The sequence below is a fragment of the Methylorubrum aminovorans genome (assembly GCF_022179725.1).
Taxonomy (GTDB): Bacteria; Pseudomonadota; Alphaproteobacteria; order Rhizobiales; family Beijerinckiaceae; genus Methylobacterium; species Methylobacterium aminovorans.
Genome location: NZ_BPRC01000001.1, coordinates 658,604 through 672,803 on the forward strand (window position 1 = coordinate 658,604; position 14,200 = coordinate 672,803).

The following is a 14,200-nucleotide window of genomic DNA, read 5'->3' on the forward strand; positions in this document are numbered from 1 at the left end:
GTTGCCTGATGAACCTTCCACGCCAACCTACAGGCGATCCGCGGTGGCGTGCGGCCCTTGATGCGGTGCTGCGCGGCGTGCGCACCATCCGCGGTCGCATCTTTCTCGCGTTCCTGATGCTGAGCGCGATCACGGCGATGCTGGGCGGCTATGCCGCGCTGGGCATCATGACGACGGGGTCACTGGTCGAAAAGACCTATGACCAGTCCCTGATGTCGATCAATTATGCCCGTGCTGCCGCCACCGATCTCGCCGCTCTGCAAGCGACGGTTGCGCGCGCACGCCTCGCCGGGGATGCCGAGGAACGGCGCACGCTCGAGACGCGGATCGAGAACCTGACGCAATCGTTCGAGGAGGATCTCGAAATCGCGGCCGGCCGTGCACAGTCGGAGCGCGCCACACGGGAGGCGGCCGCGGCGAAGGATGCCGTCATGCACTGGCTCGCCGCCCGACGCGAGTTCGGCCCGGATCAGCAGACGGCCGATGTCTGGCAGGCGCTCGACGCCCATGCGGCGGTGGCCGAGCAGCATATCGACCTCCTGATCAACTTCACTGCCGGAGACGGTTTCTCCTACCGGCAGGCCGCACGGGCGATCGTCGATCGCGACGTTCGCTTGAGCGTCTTCGTGACGTCGGCCGCCATCGTCCTCACCGGGATCGTCGCCCTGCTCCTTCTGCGGCAGATCGTTCGGCCGGTCGCGGACGCCTCGACGGTGGCCAGCCGCATCGCGGCGGGGGAGCTGACCGTGAAGGTGCCCGAGGGCGGTGCCGACGAGTTCGGTGCGCTGCTGCGCGCCATGGCGGTGATGCGCGACAACATCGCGGCGATGATGCAGGAGGAGGTGGCCCAACGGCGCTCCGCCCAGAGACTGCTGGCCGATGCGGTGCAGGGGTCGATCGAAGGGATCGTCGTCGTCGACGCCGAGGGCCGCATCGTCCTCGCCAACGATCGGGCGGCGGCGCTGCTCGGGCTCGATCCGGCAGACACGCAAAACCGCTCGCTGTCGAGTGCCAGCGGCTCGGCGGTCGCGGATACCCTTCTTTCGATGCCCGGAACCGGCAGCCTGACGGCCGAGACACGGAGCGCCGAAGGGCGTTGGCTGCGCATCAGCCGCAGCCCCATGCGGGGAGGCGGCTTCGTGGCTGTCTGCAGCGACATGTCTCTGCTGAAGGAGCAGGAGGAGCAGCTCAAGCGCAGCAATTCTCAGCTCGATGCGGCCCTTAGCAACATGCTCCAGGGGCTCTGCCTCTACGATGCCGAGGGCGGCTTGCTCGTCTACAACCGTCGCTTCTGCGACATGCTCGGCATCGATGCCGCCTCACTGCGCCCGGGCATGAGCCTCCATGAGGTCACCCGCCTCGTTGAAGCCGCGTCCGATGACGGCCGAGCCGTCGATCTCTTGTTACAGCAGCAATCCTTGCTCCTGCGCGGGGTCAGCGGATCGCTCTGCTGTCCGATCCGAAAGGATTGTATCGTCTCGCTCAAGCAGCAGCCGACCGCCGAGGGCGGCTGGATCGCGACCTACGAGGACGTCACCCAACGCTACGAGGCGGAGGAGCGGATCATCACCATGGCGCGCCGCGACGCGCTGACGGGATTGGCCAACCGCATGGTGTTCGGAGAGCGCCTGGAGGAGGCCGCGACGCGCTTGGTCGAGGGAGTCGGTCCGGGCTTCGCAACCCTCTGCCTCGACCTCGATCGCTTCAAGGAGGTCAACGACACGCTCGGTCATCCGATCGGCGACGGCTTGCTGCGCAGCGTCGCGGAGCGGCTGCAGGGCTGCCTGCGGGAGACCGATCTCGTCGCGCGGCTCGGCGGTGACGAGTTCGCCATCGTTCAGGCCGGCACGCAGGTGCGGAGCGATGCGAGTGCGCTCGCCAGACGCCTGATCGCCGCGTTCCAGCAGCCGTTCCTGCTCGATGGACACACCGTGATCGTGGGCGTCAGCATCGGCATCTCACTCGCGCCGGAACACGGAACGAGCCCGGAGAAGCTTCTGAAAAGCGCCGACCTCGCTCTCTACCGTGCCAAGGCCACCGGGCGCGGATGCTGGTCGTTCTTCGAGGAGGAGATGGACCTCGAACTGCGCAAGCGTCGCGCGCTCGAAAGCGACCTCCGCAACGCTGTCGACAACAACGAGTTCGAGCTCGTCTTCCAGCCGATCGTCAAGCTCGACCAGCAGCGGATCTCGACCTGCGAAGCGCTGCTGCGCTGGCGCCATCCCGAGCGCGGATACGTGTCGCCCGCCGACTTCATTCCGCTGGCCGAGGAAACTGGGACCATCAGTCAGATCGGCGAATGGGTCCTGCGCAAGGCCTGCTGCGAGGCAGCGGCTTGGCCGGGCGGTATCGGTGTCGCCGTCAACGTCTCCGCCGTGCAGTTCAAGAATGCCGCCGTGGTCCGGGCGGTGATGGAAGCGCTCTCCGCCAGTGGCCTGCCGGCGCATCGCCTGGAGTTGGAGATCACGGAATCGGTTCTGCTGAACGATAGCGTGACGACGCTGGCGACCCTTCACACCCTCAAGCGCCTCGGCGTGCGGGTGGCGATGGACGATTTCGGCACCGGGTTCTCGTCCCTGAGCTACCTTCAGAGCTTCCCCTTCGATAAGATCAAGATCGACCAATCCTTCGTGCGCAACCTCGACGCAACCGGGAATGCACGCCTGATCGTGCGCTCCGTGATCGGACTCGGGCGCAGTCTCGGCATCACGACCACCGCCGAAGGCATCGAGACCGAAGCTCAGCTCGAACAATTGCGCCTCGAAGGATGCGAGGAGGGGCAGGGATACTTGTTCAGCCGCCCTGTCTCCGCTGCGGCAATCCGCGACCTCGTCGCGAATCTGGGCCGGAACGCGGCTTGAACCGCCTCTCGCCTCGTGACGAGCAGGTCAAAACGGCAACGCGTCTCGCGGTCGGTCAAGAAGCCTATTATGAAAAAGATACATTATGCATCTTGCTATGTCAGCATAACATATGATCGCGTCGCTCTTTCGATGATTTTCTCCTGAACAAAGCGCCTATCCGGCGATTTCCCGAACCAGAAGCCGAGACATAGCCGTGTCTGAAGACCCGGCTTTGCTCCGCCCTGTGGGCAGTGCTTCGCCCATTCGAGGAATCGAGCCGATGTATTATTTCGACAAGCGTCTTCAATATCCTGTTAGGGTCGAAAGCCCGGACCCAATCTATGCCCGGATGCTGCAGCAGGCGATCGGCGGTGTCGAGGGCGAGATCCGCGTCTGTATGCAGTACTTCTTCCAGGCGTGGGGCAATCGCGCGCCCAACACGAAGTACCGCGACATGCTGCTCCACACGGCGACCGAGGAAATCGGTCACATCGAGATGCTCGCGACCGCCGTGGCGATGAACCTGGAGAACGCGCCCACCAAGGTTCAGGAGGCCGGCGCGGCCGATGCCATTGTCGGCGCCGTGATGGGTGGCGAAAACCCGCGCCACATCGCCGAGGGCATGCTGCACAAGCACCTGCTCTCCTCAGGCATGGCGGCCTTTCCCGGCAATTCCGACGGCGTGCCGTTCGACATGAACCACATCTACGCGAGCGGAAACCTCGCCGCCGATATGTATTGCAACGTCGCCGCCGAGGCGACGGGCCGGACGCTCGCGGTACGCCTGTCCAATGCCACCAACGATCCCGGCATGAAGGACATGTGGAGCTTTCTCATCGCCCGCGACACGATGCACCAGCAGCAATGGCTCTCGGTCATCGAGGAGGTCGGCGGTCACGAAGGCGCTCTGCCGATCCCGAACTCCTTCCCGCAATCGGAGGAGAACCAGAAGTACAATTACAGCTTCTTTGCCACCAACCGTGACGGCGTTCCGCCGCCGGAAGGCCGGTGGACGAGCGGCCGCTCTCTCGACGGCAAGGGCGAGTTCAACGTGGTTCAGAATGCGCCGATGGGTCAGGAGCCGGTGCTCGGCCCGGCCCGGCCCGACAGCGGTGCCCAGAGCGAGCAGATCGGCTGATCAAGGACCTGCCCGGCCGAAAGCATGGCCGGGCGCTTCAGGCCGGTTCACTCATTCCCTTCGCACAGGAGAAGCCGACGATGGCGCTCGATACCCGCGAAATCTACGTGACAGCCCTCAAGAACACGCACGCGCTCGAAATGCAGGCCCTGCAGATCATGGAGCGTCAGGTGGAGCGGCTCACCCGCTATCCCGAGATGGAGGAGGCGTTGCGCCGCCACATCGAGGAGACGCACGGCCAGCGGACGCGCCTGGAAGAAGCGCTCCAGTCGCTGGGCGACAGCCCCTCGACGATCAAGGAAGGCATTCTGGGTTTCGTCGGCAACATGATGGCGCTGGGCCATACGCCGGCGCAGGACGAGATCCTGAAGAACACCTACGCCAACCACGCCTTCGAGAATTTCGAGATCGCCGCCTACGAATCCCTGCTCACCATCGGCGAGGCGGCCGGGCAGGGCGGAAGCCTGACGGGCTTCCGGCAATCCCTGCAGGAGGAGGAGGCGATGGCGCGCCGGGTGCGCGAGCTGATCGGCCCGACGACGAAGCGCTACATCGATCTCACGGTCGCCGGCGAGAAGGCCGATCGCTGACCCCGCGAGCTCTTCCGGCGATGCTGCGATGCGTCGCCGGATCTCTCGATTAAGCGGCGCCTCCTAAGATCAGGGCCGCGTCGCGAGCCAGACGACGTGGCGCGGCCCGCTCGAACCGCTCGCCGAAAGGCGCACTTCCTCGACGGCAAAGCCGAGGCGCTGAAGCCGTGCCTTGAACTTCCGATCCGGCGAGCCCGACCATACCCCGAGCGTGCCACCCGGCTTGAGCGCCCATTGTGCCCGCTTCAGCCCCCACTCGTCGTACAGCCGGTTGTTGGCCTTTCGCATCAGTCCCTCCGGACCGTTGTCCACATCGAGGAGGACGGCATCCCATCCGGCCGGCTCGGATTGGATCAGTCGGTTCACGTCGATTTCGCGAAGTTCGACCCGCGGGTCATCCAGGCAATCGCCGAAGATCGGGGCCAGCGGTCCGCGTGCCCAGGCCGCCACCGCGGGGACAAGTTCGGCGACGACGATCCGCGCGTCCGGTCCGAGCCCCTGCAGTGCGGCGCGCAGCGTGAAACCCATGCCCAGACCACCGATCAGTACACGCGGCGCCGGCCTTTCCGATAGCCGGGCGCAGGTGAGCGAGGCCAGTGCCTCCTCCGAATCGCCGCGCGTGCTGTTCATCAGCTCGATGGTGCCGACGACGATCGAGAACTCGCTGCCCCGCTGCATCAGGGCGAGACTCTTGCCTCCGCCGGGCACATCACCGGTTGCGAGGTGAACCCACTCGTTCATCACAGCCCTTTCCGGCCGACCGCGGTGTATGGCCCCGCCTGCGTCCGCCGCCATTGCTCAAATCGCTCAAGGGCGCCTATCAGCGCGCATGTCCAAGCGCACCAAATCTCTGCCGCAACAGCGCGGCTTCGTCCTCTTCGACGTCGTCTTCGCGGACGGCTCACGCGCCTCCAATCGGCGCGTGCCGATGGAAATCCTCGGCGGCCTCGACGGCGACGAGCCGGCCCGCCAGCTCATCGCCGAGCAGGAAGCCGAGATCGCGCAGAAGGCCGGACGGCCGCCGCGTGAGATCCAGACCCTCTCCCGCTCGCCGATTGTGAAGCCGGTCGTTGTGAGCTGAGCCACGGAAGCGGCGGGACAACGGTCGCGTTGTCCTGCTTTTCCTGGCGTTTCGAAGCTGCCTTCGGGGGGCCGGGCCGAAACGAAGAAGGGGCTGGCACAGCGCCAACCCCTTCAAATTCGTACCGAATTGGATGGTACCACCGCCCCGGCTCGAACGGGGGACCCCTAGATCCACAATCTAGTGCTCTAACCAACTGAGCTACGGCGGCACGTGAGGGGGACTTATCGCGAGGCTCGCGGCATTTCAAGCGCCTTGAATGCCTCTCGCGACGGTTCGCACCGGCGATCCACGGGTGTTAGACCGCCAGTGCATAGGCGCCATGGCCTCCACCCGGCTCCCAATCCCCGCGAGTGCGATGAGTCCGTCCACATCTCCCCCTGCCACGGCTCCCCTGGTTCAGGCGCCGGCGCGGCTGCGGGCCTGGGTGCGGGGAAGCGAAGTGGCTCTCGTGCTGCTCGCAGCCGTCACAGGTTGTGTCGGAGGCCTCACCGTTGCGGCCATGAGCGGCGCCAGCCAGTTCCTGCGCGAGATGCTCTATCGGCTTCCCGCCGGCCAGCGCCTGAGCAGCCTCACGGATCTTCCTTCCGAGGGCCTGATGGGCCTTCCTTTTCTGGCTCCGGCGCTCGGTGGTGCGGTTCTCGGCCTGCTGCTCCTGATCTCGACCCGGGGCCGCGGCAAGAACAAGCGCGCCGTGGTCGATCCCATTGAGGCCAACGCGCTGCATGGCGGACGGATGTCGCTGCGCGGCTCCCTCGACGTGGCGGTGCAGAACGTGGTCTCGAATGGGTGCGGCGCCTCGGTCGGGCTGGAGGCGGGCTATACGCAGGTCGCCGCGGGGATCGCCTCGCGGCTCGGCATCGCCTTCGAGATGCGCCGCTCGGACTTGCGCACCTTGGTCGGCTGCGGCTCGGCCGCCGCCATCGCCGCCGCCTTCGGCTCGCCTCTTACCGGAGCCTTCTACGCCTTCGAACTCATCATCGGCACCTACACCATCGCGACGCTCGCCCCCGTCGTCGTCGCGGCCCTGTGCGGCAGTCTCGTCATGCGGGCGCTGGCGCCGCAGCCCGCTTTCGTCGATGTCGGCGCCCTGGCGCTCGCCAAGAACACGGCGGTGGATGCCGGCGACACGCTGCCCTGCCTCGCCCTCGGGCTCGTCTGCGCCGGGCTCGCGGTGCTGCTGATGCGCGGCGTCACGCTGGTGGAGCAGGCTTTTCGCGCCTCGCATCTGCCCGCACCGCTGCGGCCGATCCTCGGCGGCCTGTGTGTCGGGGGTCTTGCGCTGGCGACGACGCCTCAGGTGCTCTCCGCCGGTCACGGAGCGCTCCACATCTACCTCGCGCCCGAGGCGACCGCCGGGCTCGGAGCCCTCGCCGGACTCGTCGTCGCCAAGGCAGCGGCGTCCGCGATGTCGATCGGCTCGGGCTTTCGCGGCGGCCTGTTCTTCGCCTCGCTGTTCCTCGGCGCGCTGGTCGGCCGCCTGTTCGCCGGCATCGCGCCGGTGGTCTGGCCCGGTTTCGAAGCGTTCGGCCTCGCACCCGTCGGCTACGCCGTGGTCGGCATGAGCGCGTTTGCTGTCGCCATCGTCGGCGGGCCCCTCACCATGACCTTCCTCGCCCTCGAGATGACCGGAAGCTTTCCCGTGACCGGGCTCGTGCTCGCCTCGGTGATCGCCTCGTCGCTCACGGTGCGGAAGACCTTCGGCTACTCCTTCGCCACTTGGCGCTTCCACCTGCGCGGCGAGACCATCCGCAGCGCCCACGATGTCGGCTGGATGCGCAACCTCACCGTGGGGCGGATGATGCGCAAGGACATCCGGCCGGTCGCGCTCGATACGCCGATGGCGACGTTCCTTCGCGCGCATCCGCTGGGCTCGCCCTCGCGGGTGATCGTGGTGGATGCGCACGACCGCTATGCCGGCGTCGTGCTCGTGCCCGAGGCCCATGCCCGCGCCGCCGAGAACGGTGGCGAGACGCCGCGTCTTTCCGACGTCGTTCGCTATCCGAAGTCGTTCCTGCTCGCCGACATGAGCGTCAAGCAAGCGGCGGCGGCCTTCGACGAGGCCGAGAGCGAGACCCTCGCCGTGCTCGACGATGCGCAGAGCCGCAAGGTGATCGGATTGTTGACGGAGAGCCACACACTAAAGCGCTACAGCGAGGAACTCGACCGCCAGCGCCGCGCCATGCTCGGCGAAGCGGCGTGAGAAACACGGCCATGCTATGGACCGCCGCATGACCCTGCGCGCCCTTCTCGCCGGCCTTGTTCTCCTCTTCCTCGGATCGACTGTGCGGGCCGATTCCTGCGACGGCCTGACCGTTCGGCTGATCCGCGGCACTGGTGCCGCACTCGCTGGGCGCAGCGGCTCGCTCGTCGTGTTCCGTGCCGCCGATGCCGACCGGATGAGCCTCGATTGCGCCACGCCGCGACGCCTTCTGTTCCGCTCGGATCGGCGCGAGCCGCCGCGCGCCTTCTTCGTCCTGATCGGGCTCGCCGCGCGGACGCTGGCGGGTGCGCCGGCTGTGCCCGTGGAAGCCCTCGCCCTGCGCCTGCATCAGGACAGTCTGCTGACCGGCGCGCCGCAGCTCGGCCGCGTCGGCGGCGCGGTTCTGCGCTGTGATCCCGGCGACCGGGCGGATGGCTTCGGTGTCGGCAGCCTGTGCCGTCTGGCGGCGGACCGCCCGCGCCGCGGACTTTCCCGCGCGGCGGGGCCGGGCTAGAGCGGGCGCATGCCCGAGACCGCACCCAATCCCGGCCCCGTCGTCCAGACCGGCCGCGTCGCCTTCGCCAACCATCTGCCGCTGGCGCTGATCGCCGGCCCCTGCCAACTCGAGGGGCGCAACCACGCCCTCGAAGTCGCTGCCGCTCTCAAGGAAATGGCCGGCAAGCTCGGCATCGGCCTCGTGTTCAAATCCTCCTTCGACAAGGCCAACCGCACCTCCGGCCGCTCGGCCCGCGGCGTCGGCCTCGACGAGGCCCTGCCGGTCTTCGCCGAGATCCGCGAGAGCCTCGGCCTTCCCGTCCTCACCGACGTGCACGAGGCCGAGCAGTGCGAGCGGGCGGCGCAGGCCGTCGACATCCTGCAGATCCCGGCCTTCCTCTGCCGTCAGACCGACCTCCTGCTCGCTGCCGCCGCCACGGGGCGCGCGGTCAATGTCAAGAAGGGCCAGTTCCTCGCGCCTTGGGACATGGCCCATGTCGCCGCCAAGGTGACGCAGGCCGGCAATCCCAATGTCATCGTCACCGAGCGCGGCGCCTCCTTCGGCTACAACACGCTCGTGTCCGACATGCGCTCGCTGCCGATCATGGCCCGCGTCACCGGCGGTGCCCCGGTCGTGTTCGATGCGACGCACTCGGTGCAGCAACCCGGCGGACAGGGGGCCACCTCCAGCGGACAGCGGGAGTTCGTCGCGGTGCTCGCCCGCGCCGCGGTGGCGGTCGGCGTAGCGGGCGTCTTCATCGAGACCCATCCCGATCCCGACCGCGCGCCCTCAGACGGGCCGAACATGGTGGCGCTCGCCGACCTTCCCGCTTTGGTTGAAACACTGATGGCTTTCGACCGCCTCGTCAAAGCGTGAGAACGGCTCGCTTCGATTCGTTTCAGATTTCGTTCAGGCAGACGGCGTCATCATCCATTCCAATCGAGAGGAACGGCACTTCGGCGGGGGACTCAATCCTTCCCGGACGTGATGCCTGACTTGCCCGGAACTTCCCGGTGGGAACTACCGGCAAAGCTCGGGTGTTTGGTCGCCAAGATGCTTTTGGCAAGTCGCTTCTGGATCGGAAAGGACGCTATGCGTAAACTCGCCCTCGTTACCGCCGCCCTGATCTCGGTCGGCACTCTGACCGCCACCTCCGCCGATGCCCGTCCGTACGGCCGCGGCTACGGTCATCATCACGGCCATTATCATGGCGGCTACGGCCCGCGCGCCTATTACGGCGGCCGCCGTCGCGGCATCGGCACCGGCGCGGCCGTCGGTCTCGGCATCGCGGGTCTCGCGGCCGGCGCGATCGCGGCCGGTGCTGCGCGCGACGCCTATGCCCGCGACCGCTATTACGGGCGCCCGGCCTATGGCGGCGGCTACTACGATTACGGCTACTGAGATCTGAATCTCAAACAGTAGCGAAGGCGGCCGGGAAACCGGCCGCCTTTTTTCGTGTCCGCTTGCTTTCGGAGGTCGGACAAGGCCCGGCGATCAATCAATCCGGGTACAGGATACGGGATTGCACCCTGGGCGGCGATGAGACAGGTTCCGCCGCATCGCAACAGCGCCGGGGGAATCATGCCTGTCATCGCAGCCGTCGTCGGGGCCGTCATGACCGGGCTGATGTACTACTTCATCTACGGAAACGGGATGGAGCAGCTCGACCGCTTCCTCGGCGATCGGCGCAACGCCAAGCTGAGGGCGCGCAGTGCAGCTGCCTTCCGGGCAGCGCCGCTGCGCGCAATTCGCGACCCTGCCGATGCCGCAGGCGTGCTGATGATGCTGGTCGCGCTCGCCCGCGGCACCCCGACGCCGGAGCAGGAAGCGGCGATCGAGGCGGAGATGCGCAAGGTCACCTCTCCCCAAGACGATCACGGCACGCGCATGGCCTATATCCGGCATGCCGCCGCCCAGGCGTCAGACGCTGACACCGCGGTCGATCATCTCGCGCCCCTCTTGCGGGAAAAGCTCGATGACGCCGAACGCGACGAGTTGGAACAGATGCTAGAGGCGGTCGCCGTCATCCATGGCGGACCGATCGAGGCCCAGGAAAAGCTCATCGCCCGGACCGTGCGGGTGTTGGCCGAGCAGCACTGACGGCCGCGGGGTCGATCAGCCCCGGCCGCGATAGGGCGCGACGCCCTGGTCCGGCAACCACACGGATTTGGGTGGCTCACCGGTCTGCCAGAACACGTCGATCGGGATGCCGCCGCGGGGATACCAGTAGCCGCCGATGCGCAGCCAGCGCGGCTCGAGCACGGCCACGAGCCGCCGACCGATCCCCACGGTGCAATCCTCATGGAAGGCGCCGTGATTGCGGAAGGCCCCGAGATAGAGCTTCAGCGACTTCGACTCTACGAGCCAGCGGTCCGGCACGTAGTCGATGACCAGGGTGGCGAAATCCGGCTGACCCGTCACCGGACAGAGCGAGGTGAATTCCGGCGCGGTGAAGCGGGCAAGGTAATCGGTGTCGGCGTGCGGGTTCGGCACGCGGTCCAGCTCCGCAGCCTCCGGCGAGGTCGGCAGCGGCGTCTGCCGTCCGAGTTGCTTGGCGTGAGTCTCGATCGAATCCATGGTGGCCCTATACGCCGCCTTCTCGGGTCCGCCTATTGTGTGCGGTGAATGCCAGGGATTCCGCCCGATAGCCGGATAAAGGCCGAGAAAATTCGCGACATCGAGCGGATTTTATCGAAGTGGCCCGGTTCCGAGCCGCCTTCGGGAGCTTGCCGACATCCCGAGGTTGGCGGATAAGCCCGCGACGCAAAGCGTCGCAGGCTGCGCGGGTCTCGAAGACATCCGCGAGACGACCCCGCCGCGACGCGCCGCCAAGGAGCGCCCATGACCGCGATCACCAATATCGCCGCCCGCGAGATTCTCGACAGCCGTGGCAACCCCACCGTCGAAGTCGATGTCCTTCTGGAGGACGGCTCCTTCGGCCGCGCCGCGGTCCCCTCCGGCGCCTCCACCGGTGCTCACGAGGCGGTCGAGCTGCGCGACGGCGACAAGGGCCGCTACAACGGCAAGGGCGTGCTGAAGGCCGTCGATGCGGTGCAGACCGAGATTCTCGACGCCATCGGCGGCATGGATGCCGAGGATCAGGTCGCGGTCGACGAGGCGATGATCGCCCTCGACGGCACGCCGAACAAGGCGCGCCTCGGCGCCAACGCCATTCTCGGCGTCTCGCTCGCGGTGGCGAAGGCAGCGGCCGAGACCGCCGGCCTGCCGCTCTACCGCTATGTCGGCGGCGTGCAGGGCCGGGTGCTTCCGGTGCCGATGATGAACATCGTCAACGGCGGGGCGCATGCCGACAACCCGATCGACTTCCAGGAATTCATGGTGATGCCGGTCGGCGCCACCTCGCTCTCCGACGCGGTGCGGATGGGCGCGGAGATCTTCCACACCCTCAAGAGCGCGCTCAAGAAGGCCGGCCACAACACCAATGTCGGCGACGAAGGCGGCTTCGCCCCGAACCTCCCGTCCGCCGAGGCCGCCCTCGATTTCGTGATGGAATCGATCAACGCCGCCGGCTTCAAGCCCGGCAGCGACGTGGTGCTGGCGCTCGACTGCGCCGCCACCGAGTTCTTCAAGGATGGCGCCTACCGCTACGAGGGCGAGGGCCAGACCCGCTCGATCGAGGCCCAGGTCGATTACCTCGCCAAGCTGACCGAGGCTTACCCGATCCTCTCGATCGAGGACGGCATGTCGGAGGACGATTGGGAAGGCTGGAAGCTGCTGACCGACCGGATCGGCAGCCGGGTGCAGCTCGTCGGCGACGACCTGTTCGTGACCAATGTCGAGCGTCTCGCCCGCGGCATCGAGACCGGCACCGGCAACTCGATCCTCGTGAAGGTCAACCAGATCGGCTCGCTCACCGAGACCCTGGCCGCCGTCGATATGGCCCAGCGCGCCGGCTACACCGCGGTGATGTCGCACCGCTCCGGCGAGACCGAGGATTCCACCATCGCCGACCTCGCGGTCGCGACCAATTGCGGACAGATCAAAACCGGCTCGCTCGCCCGCTCGGACAGACTGGCCAAGTACAACCAGCTCATCCGCATCGAGGAGGGGCTGGGCGGCCAAGCGCTCTACGCCGGACGCAGCGCCATCCGCCAGCTCGCCGGACGCTGATCGTCCCTGAGTCGTGAGGCGCGGCGGCCTGGGAGGGTCCGCCGCGCCTTTTTGGTTCGCGGCACGTCCGATTTCGGCGCGCCGAAACGCTTTCTTCACCCTGTTGCGGTGAACCTCTCCCCTGCCATGGTTATTCGTCGCCGCGTCCGCGCCATCGTCGTGCCCGCCGTCCTCTGGACGGTCTCCGCACTTGTCGTCGGCTACTTCGTGCATCAGGCCGAGAGCGGTAGCCGCGGTCTCGAGGCCAAGCGCGTCCTCAAGGTCGAGGCCTACGGGCTCACCCAGGAGCTGAATGCCGCCAAGGCCGAGCGGTCGACCTGGGAGCACCGTGTCTCCCTCCTGCGAAGCGAGCAGATCGACCGCGACCTGTTAGAGGAGCGGGCCCGCGTGGTTCTCGGCCGCGTGCATGCCAATGATCTCGTCATCATCGGCCCATAAATTTTTATTTCCGCTAGAATAACCAAGCCAAACTTTCGTTTTCACTGACTTTGCAGATTGTCCACCGCTTCAACCGTGGCGGTAACAGCACATCATGGCTGTCAGCGCGCCTCTCGATTTCCGCAAATCGCTGCCCTAGAACCCCTCCCAACAGAGTGATTTCGGGAGGACGCCGATGGCTGCGGGCAACGAGGCAGGGAAACCTGCGGCGGAAAAAGGTGCGCCGCAACATCAACCGGCTCCGAATATTCCCCAGTTCACGAAAGACGAAGATCTTCACGCCTATCGCGAGATGCTGTTGATCCGCCGCTTCGAGGAGAAGGCGGGCCAGCTCTACGGCATGGGCCTGATCGGCGGTTTCTGCCACCTCTATATCGGCCAGGAAGCGGTCGTCGTCGGCATGCAGATGGCCGGCGAGGACGGTGACCAGAACATTACCGGCTACCGCGATCACGGCCACATGCTGGCTTGTGGCATGGACCCCAAGGGGGTGATGGCCGAGTTGACCGGGCGCCGCGGTGGCTATTCCCGCGGCAAGGGCGGCTCGATGCATATGTTCAGCCGGGAGAAGCAGTTCTTCGGCGGTCACGGCATCGTCGGCGCGCAGGTGGCGCTGGGCACCGGCCTGGCCTTCGCCGATGCCTACCTGAAGAACGGCAAGGTCAGCTTCACCTATATGGGCGACGGCGCGGCCAACCAGGGCCAGGTCTACGAGAGCTTCAACATGGCGGCCCTGTGGAAGCTGCCGGTGGTCTACGTCATCGAGAACAACCGCTACGCCATGGGCACCTCGGTGGCCCGCGCCTCGGCGCAGACGGACTTCTCCAAGCGCGGCCTCTCCTTCGGTATCCCCGGCGAGCAGGTCGACGGCATGGACGTGCGCACGGTCCGCGAGGCGGCGGCGCGGGCCATCCATCACGCCCGCTCGGGCGAGGGACCCTACATCCTCGAGATGCAGACCTACCGCTATCGTGGCCACTCGATGTCCGACCCGGCGAAGTACCGGTCGAAGGACGAAGTCTCGAAGATGCGCGACGAGCACGACCCGATCGAGATGGTGCGCAAGCGCCTGCTCGAAGCGCACGGCGTGCCCGAGGCCGACCTGAAGGGCATCGATGCCAAGGTCCGCGAGATCGTCAACGAGTCCGCCGACTTCGCGACCCACGATCCCGAGCCCGATCCCTCGGAGCTCTGGACCGATATCCTTCTCGAAGCGCGCGCCTGAACGTGCCCTGATACGCCCCGGGCCCTGGCGGCCCGGGAGTTCCGGCGAGGCCTTC

Annotated in this window: 14 protein-coding genes and 1 tRNA gene; 12 read left to right on the top strand and 3 right to left on the bottom strand. The window is 66.8% G+C overall.

Going from position 1 to position 14,200, the window contains the following annotated elements; translation table 11 throughout:
• The first annotated feature begins 8 nt into the window (after positions 1-8).
• From MFF24_RS02975 to MFF24_RS02985, 3 genes are all read left to right on the top strand, one after another.
• Complete coding sequence (locus MFF24_RS02975) at positions 9-2,861, top strand: EAL domain-containing protein (protein ID WP_238222271.1); 2,853 nt, start codon at positions 9-11, stop codon at positions 2,859-2,861.
• A gap of 262 nt (positions 2,862-3,123) precedes the next feature.
• On the top strand, positions 3,124-3,981 hold the full coding sequence (locus tag MFF24_RS02980; protein ID WP_133088431.1) for a manganese catalase family protein: 858 nt from the start codon (positions 3,124-3,126) through the stop codon (positions 3,979-3,981).
• An 80-nt stretch (positions 3,982-4,061) separates the two neighbouring features.
• Positions 4,062-4,571 (top strand): ferritin-like domain-containing protein, encoded by a 510-nt coding sequence (locus MFF24_RS02985; protein ID WP_108940658.1) that lies wholly within the window; start codon positions 4,062-4,064, stop codon positions 4,569-4,571.
• Between the two features lie 69 nt (positions 4,572-4,640).
• On the opposite strand, the gene MFF24_RS02990 is transcribed toward MFF24_RS02985, so the two are convergent.
• Positions 4,641-5,312, bottom strand: coding sequence for a polyamine aminopropyltransferase (locus MFF24_RS02990; RefSeq protein WP_238222272.1), 672 nt, complete (start codon positions 5,310-5,312; stop codon positions 4,641-4,643).
• An 88-nt stretch (positions 5,313-5,400) separates the two neighbouring features.
• On the opposite strand from MFF24_RS02990, the gene MFF24_RS02995 reads away from it, so the two are divergent.
• Positions 5,401-5,652 (top strand): hypothetical protein, encoded by a 252-nt coding sequence (locus tag MFF24_RS02995; RefSeq protein WP_133088425.1) that lies wholly within the window; start codon positions 5,401-5,403, stop codon positions 5,650-5,652.
• A gap of 134 nt (positions 5,653-5,786) precedes the next feature.
• On the opposite strand, the gene MFF24_RS03000 is transcribed toward MFF24_RS02995, so the two are convergent.
• Positions 5,787-5,863, bottom strand: a tRNA-His gene (locus MFF24_RS03000).
• A 147-nt stretch (positions 5,864-6,010) separates the two neighbouring features.
• On the opposite strand from MFF24_RS03000, the gene MFF24_RS03005 reads away from it, so the two are divergent.
• The 5 genes from MFF24_RS03005 (at position 6,011) to MFF24_RS03025 (ending at position 10,451) form a co-directional block, all read left to right on the top strand.
• Positions 6,011-7,855, top strand: coding sequence for a chloride channel protein (locus MFF24_RS03005; protein WP_238222273.1), 1,845 nt, complete (start codon positions 6,011-6,013; stop codon positions 7,853-7,855).
• Between the two features lie 28 nt (positions 7,856-7,883).
• Positions 7,884-8,369, top strand: coding sequence for a hypothetical protein (locus MFF24_RS03010; protein ID WP_238222274.1), 486 nt, complete (start codon positions 7,884-7,886; stop codon positions 8,367-8,369).
• A gap of 9 nt (positions 8,370-8,378) precedes the next feature.
• A complete protein-coding gene (gene kdsA, locus MFF24_RS03015) occupies positions 8,379-9,227 on the top strand; it encodes a 3-deoxy-8-phosphooctulonate synthase (RefSeq protein ID WP_238222275.1) in 849 nt (282 codons plus the stop codon).
• Positions 9,228-9,443: 216 nt separating this feature from the next.
• The gene (locus MFF24_RS03020; RefSeq protein WP_108940663.1) at positions 9,444-9,752 is read left to right on the top strand and encodes a hypothetical protein; all 309 of its coding nucleotides are present in this window, start codon (positions 9,444-9,446) and stop codon (positions 9,750-9,752) included.
• Between the two features lie 252 nt (positions 9,753-10,004).
• Complete coding sequence (locus MFF24_RS03025) at positions 10,005-10,451, top strand: hypothetical protein (RefSeq protein ID WP_238222276.1); 447 nt, start codon at positions 10,005-10,007, stop codon at positions 10,449-10,451.
• A gap of 15 nt (positions 10,452-10,466) precedes the next feature.
• Here the strand turns inward: MFF24_RS03025 and queF are convergent, their stop codons facing one another.
• A complete protein-coding gene (gene queF / locus MFF24_RS03030; RefSeq protein ID WP_108940664.1) occupies positions 10,467-10,928 on the bottom strand; it encodes a preQ(1) synthase in 462 nt (153 codons plus the stop codon).
• 264 nt (positions 10,929-11,192) lie between these two features.
• Here queF and eno point away from each other — a divergent pair, with 264 nt between their 5' ends.
• The 3 genes from eno (at position 11,193) to pdhA (ending at position 14,145) form a co-directional block, all read left to right on the top strand.
• Positions 11,193-12,482, top strand: a complete 1,290-nt coding sequence (gene eno, locus MFF24_RS03035; protein ID WP_166059665.1) for a phosphopyruvate hydratase — start codon at positions 11,193-11,195, stop codon at positions 12,480-12,482.
• Positions 12,483-12,608: 126 nt separating this feature from the next.
• Complete coding sequence (locus MFF24_RS03040) at positions 12,609-12,920, top strand: FtsB family cell division protein (protein ID WP_133088416.1); 312 nt, start codon at positions 12,609-12,611, stop codon at positions 12,918-12,920.
• Positions 12,921-13,095: 175 nt separating this feature from the next.
• Entirely contained in the window at positions 13,096-14,145 is a 1,050-nt protein-coding gene (gene pdhA, locus MFF24_RS03045) for a pyruvate dehydrogenase (acetyl-transferring) E1 component subunit alpha (RefSeq protein WP_133088414.1), read from the top strand.
• Positions 14,146-14,200 lie beyond the last annotated feature (55 nt).